This window comes from Lysinibacillus agricola (assembly GCF_016638705.1).
In the GTDB taxonomy this organism is placed as follows: Bacteria; Bacillota; Bacilli; order Bacillales_A; family Planococcaceae; genus Lysinibacillus; species Lysinibacillus agricola.
Genome location: NZ_CP067341.1, coordinates 5,134,018 through 5,152,921 on the forward strand (window position 1 = coordinate 5,134,018; position 18,904 = coordinate 5,152,921).

At 38.6% G+C, this 18,904-nt stretch carries 18 protein-coding genes; 5 read left to right on the plus strand and 13 right to left on the minus strand.

What is annotated here, in order from left to right; genetic code table 11:
• Window positions 1-46 precede the first annotated feature (46 nt).
• Window positions 47-523 (minus strand): 2-C-methyl-D-erythritol 2,4-cyclodiphosphate synthase, encoded by a 477-nt coding sequence (gene ispF, locus FJQ98_RS25745; RefSeq protein WP_053596034.1) that lies wholly within the window; start codon window positions 521-523, stop codon window positions 47-49.
• Between the two features lie 273 nt (window positions 524-796).
• Between ispF and FJQ98_RS25750 the strand changes: the two genes are divergently transcribed.
• A complete protein-coding gene (locus tag FJQ98_RS25750; protein WP_053596033.1) occupies window positions 797-2,455 on the plus strand; it encodes an SWIM zinc finger family protein in 1,659 nt (552 codons plus the stop codon).
• Window positions 2,456-2,624: 169 nt separating this feature from the next.
• Here the strand turns inward: FJQ98_RS25750 and ispD are convergent, their stop codons facing one another.
• The 8 genes from ispD to FJQ98_RS25790 form a co-directional block, all read right to left on the minus strand.
• Window positions 2,625-3,314 carry a 2-C-methyl-D-erythritol 4-phosphate cytidylyltransferase gene (ispD, locus tag FJQ98_RS25755; RefSeq protein WP_053596032.1) on the minus strand — a complete coding sequence of 230 codons (690 nt, stop codon included), beginning with the start codon at window positions 3,312-3,314 and terminating at the stop codon, window positions 2,625-2,627.
• A 12-nt stretch (window positions 3,315-3,326) separates the two neighbouring features.
• Window positions 3,327-4,412, minus strand: coding sequence for a PIN/TRAM domain-containing protein (locus FJQ98_RS25760; RefSeq protein ID WP_053596031.1), 1,086 nt, complete (start codon window positions 4,410-4,412; stop codon window positions 3,327-3,329).
• A 387-nt stretch (window positions 4,413-4,799) separates the two neighbouring features.
• The gene (gene radA / locus FJQ98_RS25765; RefSeq protein WP_201406582.1) at window positions 4,800-6,176 is read right to left on the minus strand and encodes a DNA repair protein RadA; all 1,377 of its coding nucleotides are present in this window, start codon (window positions 6,174-6,176) and stop codon (window positions 4,800-4,802) included.
• 167 nt (window positions 6,177-6,343) lie between these two features.
• A complete protein-coding gene (locus FJQ98_RS25770; protein ID WP_201406583.1) occupies window positions 6,344-8,788 on the minus strand; it encodes an ATP-dependent Clp protease ATP-binding subunit in 2,445 nt (814 codons plus the stop codon).
• Entirely contained in the window at window positions 8,778-9,887 is a 1,110-nt protein-coding gene (mcsB, locus tag FJQ98_RS25775) for a protein-arginine kinase McsB (protein WP_053596028.1), read from the minus strand. The genes FJQ98_RS25770 and mcsB overlap by 11 nt, the downstream gene beginning before the upstream one ends.
• Window positions 9,884-10,432 carry a UvrB/UvrC motif-containing protein gene (locus FJQ98_RS25780; RefSeq protein WP_053596027.1) on the minus strand — a complete coding sequence of 183 codons (549 nt, stop codon included), beginning with the start codon at window positions 10,430-10,432 and terminating at the stop codon, window positions 9,884-9,886. The genes mcsB and FJQ98_RS25780 overlap by 4 nt, the downstream gene beginning before the upstream one ends.
• 14 nt (window positions 10,433-10,446) lie before the next feature.
• The gene (locus tag FJQ98_RS25785; RefSeq protein WP_053596026.1) at window positions 10,447-10,917 is read right to left on the minus strand and encodes a CtsR family transcriptional regulator; all 471 of its coding nucleotides are present in this window, start codon (window positions 10,915-10,917) and stop codon (window positions 10,447-10,449) included.
• Window positions 10,918-11,216: 299 nt separating this feature from the next.
• A complete protein-coding gene (locus tag FJQ98_RS25790) occupies window positions 11,217-11,522 on the minus strand; it encodes a DUF4870 domain-containing protein (protein ID WP_053596025.1) in 306 nt (101 codons plus the stop codon).
• Between the two features lie 124 nt (window positions 11,523-11,646).
• Here FJQ98_RS25790 and FJQ98_RS25795 point away from each other — a divergent pair, with 124 nt between their 5' ends.
• The 3 genes from FJQ98_RS25795 (at window position 11,647) to FJQ98_RS25805 (ending at window position 13,936) form a co-directional block, all read left to right on the plus strand.
• A complete protein-coding gene (locus FJQ98_RS25795) occupies window positions 11,647-12,330 on the plus strand; it encodes a class I SAM-dependent methyltransferase (protein ID WP_053596024.1) in 684 nt (227 codons plus the stop codon).
• A gap of 72 nt (window positions 12,331-12,402) precedes the next feature.
• Complete coding sequence (corA, locus tag FJQ98_RS25800) at window positions 12,403-13,362, plus strand: magnesium/cobalt transporter CorA (RefSeq protein WP_053596023.1); 960 nt, start codon at window positions 12,403-12,405, stop codon at window positions 13,360-13,362.
• Between the two features lie 322 nt (window positions 13,363-13,684).
• Window positions 13,685-13,936 carry a hypothetical protein gene (locus FJQ98_RS25805; RefSeq protein ID WP_201406584.1) on the plus strand — a complete coding sequence of 84 codons (252 nt, stop codon included), beginning with the start codon at window positions 13,685-13,687 and terminating at the stop codon, window positions 13,934-13,936.
• Between the two features lie 80 nt (window positions 13,937-14,016).
• On the opposite strand, the gene FJQ98_RS25810 is transcribed toward FJQ98_RS25805, so the two are convergent.
• A complete protein-coding gene (locus FJQ98_RS25810) occupies window positions 14,017-14,226 on the minus strand; it encodes a hypothetical protein (protein WP_053596022.1) in 210 nt (69 codons plus the stop codon).
• 318 nt (window positions 14,227-14,544) lie between these two features.
• Between FJQ98_RS25810 and FJQ98_RS25815 the strand changes: the two genes are divergently transcribed.
• Entirely contained in the window at window positions 14,545-15,855 is a 1,311-nt protein-coding gene (locus FJQ98_RS25815; protein ID WP_053596021.1) for a globin-coupled sensor protein, read from the plus strand.
• 48 nt (window positions 15,856-15,903) lie between these two features.
• On the opposite strand, the gene FJQ98_RS25820 is transcribed toward FJQ98_RS25815, so the two are convergent.
• The 3 genes from FJQ98_RS25820 to FJQ98_RS25830 form a co-directional block, all read right to left on the minus strand.
• The gene (locus FJQ98_RS25820; RefSeq protein WP_053596020.1) at window positions 15,904-16,383 is read right to left on the minus strand and encodes an acyl-CoA thioesterase; all 480 of its coding nucleotides are present in this window, start codon (window positions 16,381-16,383) and stop codon (window positions 15,904-15,906) included.
• A 67-nt stretch (window positions 16,384-16,450) separates the two neighbouring features.
• Window positions 16,451-17,878, minus strand: coding sequence for an aldehyde dehydrogenase family protein (locus FJQ98_RS25825; protein ID WP_053596019.1), 1,428 nt, complete (start codon window positions 17,876-17,878; stop codon window positions 16,451-16,453).
• A gap of 44 nt (window positions 17,879-17,922) precedes the next feature.
• Window positions 17,923-18,891 (minus strand): DUF4003 family protein, encoded by a 969-nt coding sequence (locus FJQ98_RS25830; RefSeq protein WP_053596018.1) that lies wholly within the window; start codon window positions 18,889-18,891, stop codon window positions 17,923-17,925.
• Window positions 18,892-18,904: the final 13 nt, after the last annotated feature.

The window sequence follows — 18,904 nt, forward strand, 5'->3', positions numbered from 1 at the left end:
ATTTTACCACTCTGTTACAGGAAATAAAAGCGCCTAGAGCCTCCTTTTACTTCTTAATCAATAGGATTGTCGCCATAGCCGCAATCCCTTCCTCGCGACCTGTAAAACCTAAACGTTCAGTTGTTGTTGCCTTGACATTTACTTGAGAAGGCTCTGCATGAAGTAATTCAGCAATACAATTTTGCATTTGTTCAATATATGGTGCCATTTTCGGACGTTGTGCCATAATCGTACAATCCACATTACCTAGAACATAACCCTTGTCCTCAACAATCTTCCAAATATGCTCTAATAATTTCGCTGAATCAGCATCCTTAAACGCAGGATCTGTATCTGGGAAATGACGACCGATATCTCCCTCACCAATAGCTCCTAATGCTGCATCTGTTACAGTGTGTAATAAAACATCTGCGTCCGAATGCCCTACTAACCCTTTTTCATGAGGAATTGTTATACCTCCAATAATTAATGGACGTCCTTCTTCAAATGCATGTACGTCAAATCCTTGTCCAATTCGAAACATATGATATTGAGACTGTCTAATAAGTTAATTAAAATAGGAAAATCCACCAACTAAAAGGCCCAGATTGGCAGACTTGAAAAGCTTCTATTCAGCTTATAAAGCAGTCTCATTCACCTTCCTTCACTTTTATATTTACTCTATATTATACCCTCACATTTTAACATATTTCCTAGGAAATTGAGGGCTCTGTCTATGAGAGTTCATATTTGTATCTCTCTCCTCCGTATTTTCTGATATGCTTATCCTAATTTATCACAAAAAGGAGGTGCTTTAATGAATATTCATACTTTTGAAAGGCATTTTAATAAGGTGATTTTACAACGTGGGTACAATTATTATCAGAATCGTCATGTCATTGATATTATACACATTGACAATAGCAATTGGCAGGCTGAGGTCGAGGGGTCTGAGCTGTATATTGTAGATATCATTGTTGAAGCAAATGGCGACATTACACACGTCGATTGTGATTGCCCATATGATGACATTTGTAAGCATATTGCCGCTGCGCTATATGAAATTCAGGGGCAACTAAACAATCCTCGTGTTTCAGTATCTAAGTCATCTAAAGCACAAAAACCAACATTACAGCAATTGCTAGCTACGCAATCAAAGGAAAATCTAATAACGTTAATTCTAAAAGTTGGACAGAACTACCCTAGCTTTCTGCAAGAATTTGAAATGCTACTAACAGAACCAGCGGATGTATTAAAAGCCGCTGAACAATTAATCATTCAGCATCTAAAAAAAGGAGAAGATCGCCGTAGTGGCTTTATTCCACGTAATCAAGCAACGAAAGCGTTAAAAGGCGTCTACACAACACTTCAACACGCTCAGGAACATATTGACCAAGGTAACTATATAACAGCTATTGAGCTTAGCTTCCTTTGCTTCCAACATACATTTGATGCACTGCAATATAGCGACGACTCCGATGGCGATTTCGGTGGTGCTATTGAAGACAGCTTTGAATTAATTAGTCAAGCGATTAACGAAGGAGTAGATGTTTGGTCAAAAGAGCAGTCAGAAACGGTGTATGACCTTGTTATTCAAGAAGCAATGAACCACGAGTTAAGTGGTTGGTCAGATTGGCGTATTCATTTGCTCCATTCCTGTGTACCTCTTTGTCATGATGATGCTATCGAGGAACGATTTAAAACCCTTATTCACTCAATGAAAAGCGCATCAGATGATTGGCATGCACAATATATGAATAAACAGTTAAGAAAGATAGAGCTTCGCTTGTTACAGGATAAATATAATGGTAAGGGAGTAGAGACATTTTTAGAGCAGCATATTGAGGACTACGATATGCGTGAACTAATTATCAAATCTGCCATCAACCTTGGTGAGTATGAAAAAGTATTACAGTTAACAGCTGATGGGCTACAGGTAGATGAAAAATCAGCAGGTATCGTTAAAAAATGGAGGCAATTCGCTTTTATCGCTCATAAAGCACTCGGACATACAGAAGACATGCGCGAATTGGCATTACAACTGTTGCTATCTGGTGAGTATTCTTACTACACAGAATTCAAAGCACTACATCCCGCTGAACAATGGCCTGAAGTTTTTGAAGAACTATTAGATCGACTTACAAATTCTCGTTTGTATACGCAAATCATTGTAGAGGAACAACAAACTAAACGTATTTTAGACTATTGCAAAGAACATCCAACAAGAATCGAGTACTATTATCAATACATAAAAGAACAGTACTATGAAGATGTTTGTGCACTATTCATTGACGCCATCACTGCCGATGCTCGAATTTCCTCTAATCGCAAAAGTTATCAAGGCGTTTGTCATTCTATCAACATTATGCGTAGGGCCGGCTACACCATTGAAGCAAAGCAATTAATTTCTGACTTACTACAAGCGTATCCAAAACGCCGTGCTTTTGTGGAGGAATTGAAGAACATACAAAAATAGAGATAACCAAAGTTTACACTCGAGGGAATTAAATACTGTTAGAAATTGTTGAAACAGATCTTATCTTGAAGAGAGCCCTCAAACTTATAAAAAATGAGCAGAAATATCAAAGCAAAAAAGAGGCTCGGTTTTCATACCTTGCCTCTAATGTTTCGTTTATTCTAGCATTTCATTGCTTTTTAGCGCGTTTCTGTAATATCGCTTCACCGAAAACTAAATCTTCTTGCGTCGTCATCTTTACATTTTCGTAGCTGCTTTCTACAATATGCACCTCATGGCCAAGACGTTCTACTAGCATCGCTTCATCGGTACCAAGAAAACCTACCTTCTCAGCAACATCCTCCGCCTCCACAATCAAATCAAATTGAAATGCTTGTGGTGTTTGAATCATCCATAAGCTTTCACGATCAATAGTTTCTTCAATAACACCATCACGTACTTTTTTCATTGTATCCTTCGCACGAACACCCGCAATCGCAGCGCCAAAGTCATGCGCACTTTGTACAAGATTCGCAATAATGTCATGAGTGATAAATGGACGCGCAGCATCATGCACAAGCACAATATCGACCTGTTTCATTTCTTTCATGCACGAATGAACGGAATGCTGACGCTCAGCACCACCATCAGGCAAGCCTTTAACTTTAGAAATTCCATATCTCTCGAGCATTTCTTGAATAAATCCGCGCTCTTCTGGCTTCACTGCAAGCCAAATACCTGTACACTGACTATCCTGTTCAAATACTTCCAGCGTGTGTATGAGAATGGGTTTCTCTAAAAGATTTAAAAATAACTTATTTTGCCCCGCTCCCATTCGCTTTCCGCTACCTGCTGCAGGCAACACTACTTCATATTGCACATTTCTCACTTCCTAGTCATCCTTGGGTTTAGCAAAAATCATACGACCTGCTGATGTTTGTAGAACACTTGTTACGGTTACCGTAATTGCCTGTCCTATATAGCTACGTCCACCTTCAACAACGATCATTGTCCCGTCATCTAAATAAGCAACCCCTTGATTATGCTCTTTTCCATCTTTAATGACCATTACTTGCATATCCTCACCTGGAATAACGACAGGCTTCACTGCATTTGCTAAATCATTGATGTTTAGCACCTTCACATGGTGTAGCTCACAAACTTTGTTCAGGTTAAAGTCGTTCGTAACAATCTGTGTATCGGCACCTCTTTTCTTTGCAAGACGTACTAGCTTTAAGTCAACCTCTTGCACATCCTCAAAGTCCTCTTCAGTAATCTCAACCTTTGTCATACGTTCATCTTGTAATTTTTTCAAAATATCTAAACCACGACGACCTCTTGTACGCTTTAACGTATCCGAAGAATCTGCAATATGCTGTAGCTCAGTAAGGACAAATTGGGGTACAACCAATATACCTTCTATAAAGCCTGTTTCAGAAATATCTGCAATACGACCATCAATAATAACACTAGTATCTAACAGTTTATAGCTTCCTCGTGCTTCTTGAGGCTCTACACCTTCTGCTAATTTTTTCTTCGTATTGTTACCACGTAATGTAAATAGCTGGATTAGTTCATCACGCTTTTTAAAGCCTACACGGAATCCTAAATATCCAAGCACAAATGACAGTATAATTGGTAAAACCTTTGTAAAACTCGGTAAATCAATACTATCGATTGCAAAGCCTAAGAAATACGCAACAATCAGTCCAATAATGAGCCCAAGTGTACCAAATAGTAAGTCTCCAACAGGCACCTTAAATAGCACCTCTTCCATCCAGCTAATAAGCCTTACAAAATAATCGGAAAAGGCAAACGATAATGTAAACAGTAAAAGTGCTCCTAAAGCTACTGATACGTAGGGATTATCAAGCCAAGGATTAGATGATAAATGAAGCAATTCGTATAATGGCGGTAAGAAAACAAGGCCTAATGCTCCTCCAATCAGTAAAAAAGCAATTTGAACAAATTTTTTCATAAGCTGTCACCTCCCATTCTTAATATATAATTATACATAGTTTATTGCAGAAAATCTTTTATGACCCTATCAAAGTATCGGTAATTTCATCCATTGATCGATCATCCCAAGTCTACTGAAAATCAATTTCTAAAATTCTTCACACTAAAATCAGAAATGCTCTTTGGCATCCGATCTGCATTAAACAAGCATTTTCACGGACATTATCATAGACGCCAATTCCCCTCTTTGAGTTTCCTACCTTCTATCTATGAATTAAAAAAACCAAAACCCTCTATTTCAGCGAATGTCTTTTGTACCGAAAGCGCAGCGACAGGTACAGGTGTTCAATTGCTGAAAGAAGTTAAAAGTGCATGTCAGAACATTGTCCAACATGCACAAACTTCTTTATAGCTCTCTAAAGCAAGCATTCAATGCATCCTTTATCGTTTCTACGCCAACTATCTCAATACCTTGTGGAAAATCCCAGCCACCGATATTAGAGGCTGGTAAGAAGACCCGTTTAAATCCGAGCTTTGCTGCCTCAATCACACGCTGTTCAATCCGAGATACACGACGCACCTCGCCTGTCAAACCTACTTCCCCAATAAAGCAATCTGTCGCTCTGACAGCTTGATCCTTAAAGCTCGAAACAATGCTTGTTAACACAGCCAAATCAATTGCAGGCTCATCAAGCTTCACGCCGCCAGCAACTTTAATATATGCATCCTGTGCCTGTAGCATGAGACCCATTCTCTTTTCAAGGACGGCCATAAGCAGTTGCACACGGTTTTGATCGACACCTGTTGCCATTCGTTTCGGATAATTAAAGCTTGTTGGTGTTACAAGCGACTGAATTTCAACTAGAATTGGCCGTGTACCTTCCATTGAGGCTACGATTGTTGACCCAGCCGCCCCCTGTGAACGCTCCTGTAGGAACAACTCAGACGGGTTTAACACTTCCTTTAAGCCTCCTTGAAGCATTTCAAAGATAGCAATTTCATTTGTAGAGCCGAAGCGGTTTTTTTGGCTCCGTAAAATACGGTGATTATGATGTCGTTCTCCTTCAAAATACAATACCGTATCAACCATGTGCTCTAAAATACGTGGCCCTGCAATTTGTCCTTCTTTTGTTACATGTCCAACTAGAAAAATAGCAATTCCCTTTGTTTTTGCAATTCGCATGAGTTCTGCTGTACATTCACGCACTTGTGATACACTACCAGGTGCACTCGTTACCTCTGGATGAAAAACAGTTTGAATAGAATCGACAATAACAAACTTTGGCTGCACCTCATCAATGGTTTGATTTAAAAACTCTAAATTCGTTTCAGAATATATATAAAGCTCCTGTGAGATCACCCTAAAACGTTCTGCACGCAGCTTTGTTTGACGGATGGATTCCTCACCGGAAATATAGAGCACACGATGTCCCTTATTCGACAGCAACGCAGATACTTGTAATAATAACGTCGACTTCCCGATCCCAGGATCTCCTCCGATTAATACAAGAGAACCTGGCACGATGCCTCCACCTAGCACTCGGTTGAGCTCACCCATTTCTGTTGCAACTCGTGATTCCTCAGCAGCTTCAATCTGCATAATAGGGAGAGCCTTTTGGGTAACTGTAGCAGAATGTTGGAATGCCCCTCGTGGCCCTTTTGCAATGACCTCTACCTCTTCAACCATCTTATTCCATTCTCCGCATCCTGGGCATCTTCCCATCCATTTTGCAGATTCATAGCCACAGCCTGAGCATACAAATTTCGTTTTCTTCTTTGCCAAATTGCATTCACCTCGAATATTTGTTCTTATGTTTATTGTACATAAAAAAGGACAGCTTGGCACTATAGCCTTGCTGTCCTTTTCAAATGAAATGTTTACCCCGCATGAATGTGCAGTAATTTATCTGTACCGAAAGCGAAGGTTCACTTTATCGTATGATATGAAGATTATTTAGAAGTAGATACTTCCTCTTTTTTCTTCACAACAAACTCATCATTCACGTAATCAATGATTACTTGATTACCCTTCTCTACATTGCCTTTCAGTAGTTCTTCCGATAAACGGTCTTCTACTTGTTTTTGTAATGCACGACGTAGTGGGCGAGCACCGTATTGAGGATCATAGCCTTCCTCCACAATTTTCTCAAGAGCTGAATCCGTCAACTCTAGCGAAATATCTTGCTCCTTCAGACGTTTCGTTAAAGCATTCGCCATCATCGCTACGATTTCTTTTAAATGTTCTTTTTCTAGTGAGTGGAAGACGATCATTTCGTCGATACGGTTTAAGAATTCTGGGCGGAATGCTTTTTTCAATTCCTCCAGCATTGTACCCTTCATATCTTTATACTTCGTATCCGTACCACCTACATTGAAACCAAGGTTTTTCTGATATTTTAAAGCATCCGCACCAACGTTTGATGTCATAATAACAACTGTGTTGCGGAAATCTACCACACGACCTTTAGAATCTGTTAAACGGCCATCTTCAAGTACTTGAAGTAAGATATTGAAAACATCTGGATGAGCCTTCTCAATTTCATCTAGTAATACTACAGAATATGGTTTACGACGAACCTTTTCTGTTAGCTGACCGCCATCATCAAAGCCTACATAGCCAGGAGGAGAACCAACTAAACGAGAAGTCGAATGTTTTTCCATGTACTCAGACATGTCAACGCGGATCATTGCGTCCTCATCACCAAACATAACTTCAGCTAATGCTCTTGCAAGCTCTGTTTTACCAACCCCTGTTGGACCTAAGAAAATAAATGAACCAATTGGTCGTTTCGGATCTTTTAAGCCAGCTCTTGCACGGCGAATTGCTCGAGAAATTGCCTCTACTGCTTCTCCTTGACCTACAACGCGCTTGTGTAACTCTTCTTCAAGCTGTAATAACTTAGAAGATTCTTCAGAAGCAATTTTTGATACTGGAATTCCAGTCCACATAGATACAACCTCTGCTACATCATCCACTGTAACTTTCGATTCGGCTTTCCCCTGTTCTTCCTTCCAATTTTTTCTCGTAGATTCAATTTCATCTTTTAGCTTTTGCTCTGTGTCTCTTAATGATGCTGCCTTTTCAAATTCTTGACCTGAGACGGCTGCATTCTTTTCAGAGCGTACATTTTCAAGCTTATCTTCAAGTGCCTTTAAGTTTGGTGGCACTGCGAATGAACGTAAGCGTACCTTAGAACCTGCTTCATCGATTAAATCAATCGCCTTATCTGGTAAGAAGCGATCAGAAATATATCGGTCACTCATTTTTGCTGCTGCTTCAATTGCCTCATCTGTAATTTTCACACGGTGATGCGCTTCATAACGATCACGTAAGCCTTGAATAATTTGAATGGCTTCTTCTACAGTTGGCTCATCGACTTGAATAGGTTGGAAACGACGCTCTAATGCTGCATCCTTCTCAATATATTTGCGGTACTCATCTAGTGTTGTCGCACCGATACATTGAAGCTCACCACGAGCTAAAGATGGTTTTAAAATATTTGATGCATCGATCGCACCTTCTGCACCACCTGCACCAATTAATGTATGCAATTCATCGATAAATAAAATAACATTGCCTGCTTGGCGAATTTCATCCATTACTTTTTTCAAGCGATCTTCAAATTCACCACGATATTTTGTTCCGGCAACAACTGTCCCCATATCAAGTGTCATGACGCGTTTATCACGAAGAATTTCTGGCACTTCATTATGAATAATTTGCTGTGCTAAGCCTTCAGCGATAGCCGTTTTACCGACACCTGGCTCACCGACCAATACAGGGTTATTTTTTGTACGGCGAGATAGAACCTCAATAACACGTGTAATTTCCTTGCTTCGACCAATGACCGGATCTAAATTGCCTTCACGAGCAATTTGCGTTAAATCACGCGCAAGGCTATCTAATGTTGGTGTATTTGCAGCCTGTGCAGCTTGTTGACCAGATTGAGCATTATCATTATTACCTAATAACAAAAGCACTTGCTGACGAGCCTTATTTAATCCGACACCAGCATTGTTTAATACACGAGCAGCTATACCTTCACCTTCACGAATAAGTGCTAATAGTAAATGCTCTGTACCGATATAAGAATGACCTAGTTTGCGTGATTCATCGACTGATAGTTCTATTACTTTTTTAGCTCGAGGTGTGTAGTGGACAATTGGACCAACATCCTCTTTACCTTTCCCTACAAGCTCTTCAATACCTGCTTCAATCATTTGAGGACTAATATCAATGGCTTCTAATGCTTTTGCAGCAATACCGCCGCCTTCACGGATAAGCCCTAATAGAATATGCTCTGTTCCAATTGATTCGTGCTTCCAACGAATAGCCTCTTCTTGTGCAAGCTGTAATACTTTTTTTGCGCGTTGTGTAAAACGATTAAACATCAAATGAATCCTCTCCTTTTTCCCCAATAATAGGCTTACTCATATTTTCTTGAAATAATGCCTCACGAAGCATTTCAGCTCGTACGCGATCTCGCTCAGCAGGTGGCAAAACGTCCCCTGCATAATGCTGTAAAAATCCAGGTTGCATACTGACAACACATTCGTTTAAAGTGGTCGCTTTAATGCCTTCAATTAACTGTAAATCAACCCCTAAACGGATATTCGATAGGCAAGTAGCTGCTTCCTCACTCGTTAAAATTCGAGCATATGTTAAGGTACCTAAAGAACGGTATACGCGATCTTCGAGGGCAAGCTCTGCTTTTTCCATTAACTTGCCTCTTGCATGCCGTTCTTTTTGAATTATTTTTTCAGCGACACTTTGAATGTCCGCTAAAATATCATCTTCTGTTTTTCCTAGTGTAATCTGATTTGACACTTGGTAAACATTACCTAAATTTTCACTACCTTCTCCATATATTCCCCTTACTGTCATTCCTAATCGTGTCATTGCATTAATGATTTGATTCATCTGACCTGTGAGTGTAAGGGCTGGCAGGTGCATCATGACAGATGCTCGCAAACCAGTACCAATATTTGTTGGGCAACTTGTTAAATAACCAAATGTATCTCGAAATGCATAAGGCAAAGCTTTCTCTAAGGTACGATCAATTTTATCGGCCTGTTCGAATGCCTTTTGAAGCTGAAAACTTGCCGTCATACATTGAATGCGTAAATGATCTTCTTCGTTCACCATAATGCTAGTTGATTCGTCATCGGATAAAAGCATGGAGCCAACTAGCTCTTTTTTTGCAAGCTGAGGACTAATTAAATGTTTCTCTACAAGTATTTGACGTTGTAAAGCTGTTAAATCCTTAATAGCAAAATATGAGTAATTTTCTTGAAGCTCCGTACTGTCCTTTATTGCATGTGTAACTGCCTGCTCCACCTGTAATGCCTCATTCTCTGTAAAGGCTAATGGAAAACGATAACCGTCTAAATTTCGAGCAAGACGGATACGGGTACTAATGACAATATCTGAATAATCATCCTCCATACTCATCCATATTGGTGTAGCACGCTCTAAAAACGATTCAATCATCACGACACATCACCACCTTCAAATTGTAGGTGCTTCTCAAGTTCCTTCACTTCATCACGAAGCTTTGCTGCCTCCTCAAATTGTTCTTCATCTACAGCAACTTTCATACGTTTACGAATATCTTCAATTTGCTTTTTGATAACATAAACATTGCTTCGAGCACCAGGCATTTTCCCTATATGTTGAGGCCCAGCCTGTATACGATTAAAGAGCTTCGGTAAGTGCTCGCTAAAGGTGTCATAACAGCTAGGGCATCCAAATTTACCTTCTTTTAAAAACTGTTTATACGTAAATCCACATTGTGGACATGTTTGCGGTTGTGGCTGCGCCTGCTGTTTTTCACCCGCTTTTTGTTGCTGCCACGAAGGTGAGCCAAACCAATTGGATAATAGCTGTTGAATAGATATTGGCTCTTGTTTAAATTCAGCATGAAATGGATGGAACTGCGAGGCGCAGACGTCACAATAATGGTGCTCCACCTTTTGACCACTTTGAACCTGTGTTACGGTAACTGTCGCATTACGCTGCTTACAATGTTCGCATATCATTTCCATCACCTCTTTTATTTTTGCTGTTCATATTTAATCGTTGTTAGCATCGCTCGTAAAATTTTTGCTCGAATATGATCCCGTAACGGGAGTTGCAAATCAATAGTTGAGCGATCAACTGCTGCTAATATTATTTTCGCTTCTCGCCTTGAAATTACCTGCTCATCAATTAGTCGATAAACTAAATCTTCTGCCATTGTTTGCGATGCCCCACCTTCTATTTGCCTGAGGACATCGTCGATTAAATCAATTTGTGAATTCGCGCGGACACGTAAAATTCGAATGTACCCACCACCACCACGTTTACTTTCAACAAGGTAACCTCGTTCGGCAGTAAATCTTGTATTTATTACATAATTTATTTGTGAGGGCACACATTGAAATTTATCTGCAATTTCACTACGTTTTATTTCAATATGCCCTTCTCCACCTAATTCAAGTACTTGCTTTAAGTAGCCTTCTATGATGTCTGATATATTACGCATTTTAGGAATACACCTCGCTTACTTCACTGACTTTGACTATCTTTGACTTTCTTTGAGTATATTATACAAAACGCTTGAAAATAATTGCAATTATTTCGCACACTGAAATTAAAAGCGACCGTTTATCTCCGACAAATACTAGAGATTTCTTCTGAGAAATCGAAGCGTTCTCGGGGGATGCGCTTGAAACTAGACACACTGAAATGTTGAATGCCCCCACTCATACCTATAATCTACCCTTATCACCAATAGAAAAAACGCAAGCATATGCAACTAGCATATACTTGCGTCTATAAAAATTATACCCAGCGACCAACAATTGGATAACGCCAAGGCTCATCAGATAAAGCCTTCACAATACCGATAATTGGTACGATAAATAACATAATCCCAAAAATTATTAAAAACGGTATACCAATTAATAAAAAGCTTAAAATAACTGAAATTCCAATTAAAATCCATATTACAACTTGGAACAGCATTGCTTGAACAGAAATTGCTTTTATTTCTTCATCCGAGCTAATTAAGAAAAATATAATTGGTACGAACCATGGCGCAAAAAAAGCACTTGCGTGTATGATTACCTTAGACCATTTAGTTTCCATTTATATCAACCTTTCCATTTTAATTTGTCTTTGTTTTATGTACTACTATTTACGGAATAATACCCTAAATAGTTTCAAATATAAATCGATTTTAAAAATTTTTTTGAAAGGCATGTGATACGTGATGGAATTCAATAACACACTTGCGAACGAATATGAAAAAGGTATTCGTCGCACGCTACCTAGCTACGATGCAATGCTACGTTTAACACAAACATTTTATCGATCTACATTACACGAGAAAGCTGAATTTTTAGTAGTTGGATCAGGAAGCGGCAATGAAATTTTACAGCTCGCTGAGCAAAGACCTCATTGGTCATTTGTTGGCATAGACCCTTCTTCAGCCATGCTGCACATAGCTGAAGAACGTTTAAAATCTCTACCTAATAATATTTCTTTATATCAAGGAACTATACTCGATACTCAGCTACCTTCAGTGAAGTTTGATGCAGCTAGTTGTGTACTAGTGCTTCATTTTATACAAGATTACCAAGAGAAGTTTGCAACATTAAAAGAAATAGCAAATAATTTAAAGCCTGGTGCACCATTTGTGCTCGTCTCAAAATACGGACAGCCTGGCTCCTTAGAAACTGAGCTACAATTTGATTTATGGCGTGCTTATTGGCTACAGCATACAAAGCTATCACCATTAGAGGTAGCGGAAATGGAGAAATCCATACGTTCTCTTTCATTTATGCGTGAAGAGGACATTTTATCACTATTACAGCAGGCAGGCTTTACAAAACCATCTAGATTCTTTGCCACTACTTTATTTGGCGGTTGGATATGCTATAAAGAAGAGATATAAAAATAGGGTGTTATTTCTTGTGAAGACAAACACACCTGTTAGGATAGGATTAACGGAATTGAGGTGAATGCTGTGATACGCACAATTGGAATTACAAAAGACCAAAAACTTATAAAAGAATTTCCGCTTGAGGATATACACAAAAACGAATTTGAATGGTACTGGGTCGACTTTAATTGTCCGACCGATGAGGAAGAACTACTGTTAGATACATTTTTCCATTTTCACCCGCTTGCTATAGAAGATTGCTTAATGCGTTTACAGCGGCCAAAGCTCGATTTTTACGATGATTTCCATTTCTTTGTTATTCAAAGGGTTAACGAAGAATTATCAGCTGAGGAAGTAAATATTTTTGTTTCTAATAAATTTATTGTTACATTCCATAAAAACGTAGCACCCGAAATAGATCGAGTGCAAAAGATGCTAGAAAAACAGCCAAAGAATTGGGAACGAGGCACAGTATATTTAACGTATCAAGTAATCGATAAAATCGTTGATAGCTATTTCCCACTTGTCTATAAGATCGAGGATCATTTAAATGCACTTGAAGATGAGCTTAACTATCAAAGTAACCACAATGCCATGAAAATTGTGTTCGAATTCCGTAGTGATTTGCTTCATTTGCGTCGCACAATATTACCAATGCGTGATTTATTATATCGAATCCTTAATTCTTATCGCTTTTCACTAAATAAATCTGAACGAGCTTACTTTGGCGACATTTACGATCATCTGCTAAAGCTTACAGAAATGGTAGAATCCAATCGTGAACTTACAGCTGATATGCGCGATAACTACATGGCGATGAGCTCTAGCCGTATGAATGGCATTATGATGACATTGACTATTGTATCGACAATTTTTATTCCATTAACATTTATAGCTGGTGTTTACGGTATGAACTTTGATCATATGCCTGAACTTCACGGACGGTATAGCTACTTTATCGTGCTTATTTTGATGATTTTAATTGCAATATTTATGCTCGGGATTTTTAAATTTAAAGGCTGGTTTAAATTATTTAAACCTTAAAAATGGTAATTCATTGGTATAAAAATAGACCAAAGATAACCTATGGGAAACAAACTCTTGTATCAAAATGGTCAAGGAAATCTTAGTGAATGTTGTGACAATGAGGATGTTTTTCCGTTCGAGGCTACTCACCATGATCGAACAGAATAGACTTATAACAGTGACGAGATTGTACAACTGCTGCCGCTTCGCTTTCCCACGGACAAAAGTCGAAGTTTCGTTTTATCACTATAAATTAGAGTGGTATGCCAGAAGATACAGGCTATGTGAAGTGGTTGATTGGAGTGGAGGCTGTGCGACTACTTGGGGATCAGCGTCACAGATGAGATCCTGGAGCGCAAGGAAGCTGCTCATCGGACACCCCCAGGAAGCTTTGCTCTGTGCGAAAGCGAAGCGACAGCAACAATTGTTTTATCTGTGCGAAAGCGAAGCGACAGCAACAATGTTTTATCTGTGCGAAAGCGAAGCGACAGCAACAATGTTTTATCTGTGCGAAAGCGAAGCGACAGCAACAACAAAATGCCCAGTCGGAACGGAAATCAACTCCTCGTTTTGCCGAGGAGACTTATTTTGACACTTAATTTCATAGACAAAATAGGTTTTCAACAACATGTAATGGCACCTTAGAGATTTTTCTGAGGTGCCATTTCGCTGTTAGTAAGGACCACGATCATCAATTTTATTTTCGCCTTGCTGTGGGAATAAAAAGTATGCGAGTACCCCAGATACTATTGTTGCACAAATAGTAATTAACAATTTATTTAAATCTGGTACTTCAGCATAGTAATTTCTTAACATATAAACTGAGCCAATTGCTACAATTACCATGACTGGAATAACAAATTTAAAACGTTTTTTCTCCATGTAATTCCCCTCCTTATACCTATTTTTTCACGTACAATTTTTATAAAGCTAAACAGTTCGTATTTTACAGGTTTCCTATTTGGAATTCAATTTGCTCATTCTCTATAAAAAAGTCCATTTCATGACGTTTAATCGACAATAGTCTATTATCACTATAAAAAATTTAGAAATAAACTAAAATTTTAACCAAATATCCTACAAAAAATAGTAGAATAGATTAAATACTATATATTTCGTAAATTAGCAAACCTCACGATATACAAAGAGTCTTTATTTGATATATTTATTATGCATTTATAAAGAATGGAGCAAACAACTATGAGTTGGTTTACAAAAAAGAACGATTCTAGCTACTCAATTACATTAGCACCTGAAAATTATAAGAACAATGTACAATTGGATGTTTCAAACCATCCAAAGCTTCAAAAACAGTTGCAGCTTTTGGATTTAACAATTGAGGATTTAGCCATCATTAAACAATTGCAACCTTTAACTAAGGATTTAATCCCTAAAATGGTGGATCAATTTTATTCAGCTATTAGTTTGAGCCAAGATTTATTAGATATTATAAACAGAACATCACAAATCGATCGTTTAAAAGTTACTTTACATAAGCATTTGAGTGATATTTTCGAAAGTCATATAAATGACTCTTATATCAACGAACGAAAAGCAATTGCCGAGACCCATGTTCGAATTGGTCTACAATCGAAGTGGTATATCGCCTCATTCCAGTCATTAACTACGACATTTACAAAATTTGCAAATGAGTTAGATCTATCGAAGCATGATGCAATTCGTTCTATCAATGCCTTCTGTAAAATCATTAACTTTGAACAACAGCTTGTAATCGAGGCCTATGAAAAAGAAGAGGCTCGCATTCGTGCAGCAGCAGATGAAACAAAACATTCACTTGTTACTACCATTCAAAGTACTGCTGAGGAATTAAATTCTATTAGTGAAGAAACAGCAGCTTCTTTATTAGTCATTTCCTCTCAAACAGATGATATCGCAGTAGCTACTAAGCAAGGTCTAAACTTCGTTGCTGATACACAGGAAAAATCTAGACGTGGTCAGCAGCAGATACAAAATCAAAATGATTTAATACAGGTTATTTTTCAAAGTGTAAACAGTCTCGAAGTTACGATGAACCAGTTACGCACATCTTCTCAAAAAATATCAGAAATTGTAGGACTGGTCACAGGGATTGCCGATCAAACTAATTTATTAGCACTGAATGCTTCCATCGAGGCCGCTCGTGCAGGTGAGCATGGTAAAGGCTTTGCTGTTGTTGCAGAGGAAGTTCGTAAGCTTGCAGAAGAAACAAAAAATGCTGTACAAAATGTTTCCCTTCTTATTAAAGAAACGGAAAGTAATATTACAACAATGTCGAATTCGGTTATTAATGTTGACCAAAAGATTCAGCATAGTGTAGACACACAAAACAGTTTATCTAAATCCTTTAATGATATCGCCGATGCTGTTTCTGGCATTCAACAGCAGTATATAAATACATCAAGAGATATTTCAGCAATCTCTAATCTGATTACTGAGCTGTCACAAGGGGCTACACTTGTTTCTTCTTCATCCGACTCACTTATTAATGTTGTAAATGAGTTAAATATGTAAAAACATGAAAAGGGAAATTGACTATAGTACGTCAATTTCCCTTTTCATTTAATGTGGTAATGCACGTTTTTGTTTACGATGCTCTCGTCTTGCTGGTCCTGTTTCAAACAGACGTTTTTCTGCATCTGTTTCAGGATAAATTGCAGGAACTGGCTTAGGTTTCCCGTCATCATCTACTGAAACCATCGTTACAAAGGATTCCGTCGTTAATTTTTCCTCACCAGTTTCAATGTTCCGTGAAATAACTCGAACATAAACTTCCATTGAAGAACGTCCAGTTGACGAAACAATACTTTCAATTTCTAGAATATCCCCTACATGTGCTGCCGATAAAAAATCAACTGAATCAATAGAGGCTGTGACTACATGCCCTTTTGCATGCTTCATTGCCGTGATGGCAGCAATTTCATCAATATAAGCTAACACTCTTCCACCGAAAATGGAGTTGTGATTATTTGTATCTGGCGGTAATACGAGACGCGTTTGAACAGTACGCGACTGGCTCATTGGTATTGCGTTGTTTGTCATAATTCTTGCGACTTCCCTTCATGAATGTTCTTTCGTCATCGTATCGTAGAAAAAGGGTTGTTGCAAATTAGAATGATTTTTTCATCGTAATAAATTTCATATCTGTCATTTCCTCGATTGCCCACTTGATGCCTTCGTGTCCGTAACCACTCATTTTCACACCACCATATGGCATATTATCAATCCTGAATGTCGGAATATCATTAATAATAACAGCACCTGCCTGTAATTCATCCGCTGCACGTAATGCATCTGGTAACACATTCGTATAAATTCCAGCATTTAATCCAAGTTCCGACTCATTCACTAGTCGAATAGCGTCGTCTAATGTTTCATATGAAACAATTGAGACGATTGGCGCGAATGTTTCCTGACAAACAATTTTCATATTCGCTGTCACATTCGTCATAACAGTTGGTGTTAAAGTGCGTTCCGTGAATGTTCCTCCTGTTGCAACTACAGCACCTTGCGCCTTAGCTTCCTCAATCCATTGACGAATACGTTCTACTTCATTTGGATTGATCATTGCACTAACATCAGTATTTGTATCTAGTGGATCACCTACCACTAACTTTTCTGTTTCAGCAACAAACGCTTTTGTAAATTCATCAATAATAGATGCATGTACATAAATACGTTGTAATGAGATACAGACTTGTCCAGCGAAATTAAAGGCCCCACCGACACAACGAGTAATAATTTTATCAACTGGTGTCGATGGTTCGATAATTACAGCTGCATTGGAACCAAGCTCTAAAGTAACTTTACGCAATCCTACTTTTTCCTTAATGCCCAATCCAACCTTACCACTGCCTGTGAACGTCACCTTTTTCACGTATGGATGTGTTACGAGCATATCGCTAAGCTCACCACCGCTACCTGTAACAATCTGTAGCGCACCATCAGGTAGACCCGCTTCCTTAAATATTTCAGCCAATACTATAGCACTTAATGGTGTTTGATTTGCTGGTTTTAACACGACCGTATTACCAACTGCAAAGGCAGGCCCTAATTTATGTGCGACCAAATTAAATGGAAAATTGAATGGCGTAATAGCTGAAATCACACCTAAAGGTTCTCGTTTTGTCCAACCAATACGGTCCCCTGCCCCAGGTGCGGCATCCATTGGCACAGTCTCGCCTGTTGCTTGCTTAGCACCTTCTGCAGCAAATTGATAAGTTGCTATTGTGCGTTCTATTTCGGTTAAACCTGCTGATATTGGCTTACTTGCCTCTAAGGCTAAAATCTCAGCCAATTCCTCTTTACGCTGTCGCATAATGTCGACCACTCTATATAATATTTCAGCACGTTCGTAGGCTGTTGTCTTTTTAAACGTTTGGAATGCTTCCTGCGCACCTTCTATCGCTTGCTCAACATCAGAAATGGACGCCTTAGCTACCTTTGCAATAACCTCACCACTATAGGGTGATCTCAGCTCATAGGTTTCCTTTGCGTCCTGCCACTGGCCATTCATCCAAAGCTTTGTTTCCTTCATCCTTCAAATGCACCTCCGAAAAATTCAAGTTCTCCTTTATTTTATCACGAAGAACTTGAACTAGATGCTACAGCAGCTGCACTAACTGCCACAAACATCGCTGCTTGCTGTGCTTGAATCAATAATTCAATAGAAGACATGATCGTCATTGATAAGGATTGTTGCACCTGCGCCATATCATAAATAGCAATTTGTATGGCCATAAATAACACAAATTCACGATGCCATTTCAGTAGTTTCATATCCTTTAACTCATGATATAAATCAACAATTTGTTGAAGCTGTGCATTATTTACCTCAAGAATTGCTAAAAAGCCCAGTAATGGATAATGCATCGCTTTGATCTTTACATCCTGTTTTTTTAATGTGTCACAGATTGTCGTAACACTTGGCACTAGCTTATTATCATATTGAGGTGATAAGAAAGTCAGTACCTGTGATAACCATTGAAGTTCATTACCTGCATTAAAATTATACGTACGTAATTCTTTATAATAACGATTCATTGTTTCTGCACGGAGCTCAACGTCATCAGATGGACTACTTAACAATACTGCATATGGAATATCATCATATGACGTTAAAAATCGATGATGCTTGCGGATTGCATCAAATAAAGCACGTGCTGCTTGTGCATGTCCACGTTTCTCAGTTTCCTTTTCAGTTAAAAACTGTGCACCAATAAAACTAAAATTCCCACTTCTAAATTTTGCTTCCTTCATTACGCTTACGTTTGTCAGTAAATTTTTTACTGCTTGTTCTGTATCCTCTTGCTCCATCAAATTTGCAGCAATACTATAACCTACCGTTGTTCTTAACGGAGATGTCCATGAAGTTTGCTTTTTCATTTCTTGTAATACTTCTTTATATTTAACGGAGTCAAAGGTTTTTCCTGACGCCACATATTTACTAGCAATTGCTAACACAATTTTACGATCAACCGTCCATCCAACAGCCTTTGAGACATCCTCCACCGTATTTGTAAACTGATTTTCAATCATAACAAAGTCCATCTTTAGCACGCTC

Bases quoted from the DNA above. Each gene is read 5' to 3' on its own strand.
- ispF (WP_053596034.1), bottom strand. From the start codon at position 523: ATGTTTCGAATTGGACAAGGATTTGACGTACATGCATTTGAAGAAGGA.
- FJQ98_RS25750 (WP_053596033.1), top strand. From the start codon at position 797: ATGAATATTCATACTTTTGAAAGGCATTTTAATAAGGTGATTTTACAA.
- FJQ98_RS25760 (WP_053596031.1), bottom strand. From the start codon at position 4,412: ATGAAAAAATTTGTTCAAATTGCTTTTTTACTGATTGGAGGAGCATTA.
- FJQ98_RS25780 (WP_053596027.1), bottom strand. From the start codon at position 10,432: ATGATATGCGAACATTGTAAGCAGCGTAATGCGACAGTTACCGTAACA.
- FJQ98_RS25785 (WP_053596026.1), bottom strand. From the start codon at position 10,917: ATGCGTAATATATCAGACATCATAGAAGGCTACTTAAAGCAAGTACTT.
- FJQ98_RS25790 (WP_053596025.1), bottom strand. From the start codon at position 11,522: ATGGAAACTAAATGGTCTAAGGTAATCATACACGCAAGTGCTTTTTTT.
- FJQ98_RS25795 (WP_053596024.1), top strand. From the start codon at position 11,647: ATGGAATTCAATAACACACTTGCGAACGAATATGAAAAAGGTATTCGT.
- FJQ98_RS25805 (WP_201406584.1), top strand. From the start codon at position 13,685: ATGAGATCCTGGAGCGCAAGGAAGCTGCTCATCGGACACCCCCAGGAA.
- FJQ98_RS25810 (WP_053596022.1), bottom strand. From the start codon at position 14,226: ATGGAGAAAAAACGTTTTAAATTTGTTATTCCAGTCATGGTAATTGTA.
- FJQ98_RS25815 (WP_053596021.1), top strand. From the start codon at position 14,545: ATGAGTTGGTTTACAAAAAAGAACGATTCTAGCTACTCAATTACATTA.
- FJQ98_RS25820 (WP_053596020.1), bottom strand. From the start codon at position 16,383: ATGACAAACAACGCAATACCAATGAGCCAGTCGCGTACTGTTCAAACG.
- FJQ98_RS25825 (WP_053596019.1), bottom strand. From the start codon at position 17,878: ATGAAGGAAACAAAGCTTTGGATGAATGGCCAGTGGCAGGACGCAAAG.
- FJQ98_RS25830 (WP_053596018.1), bottom strand. From the start codon at position 18,891: ATGGACTTTGTTATGATTGAAAATCAGTTTACAAATACGGTGGAGGAT.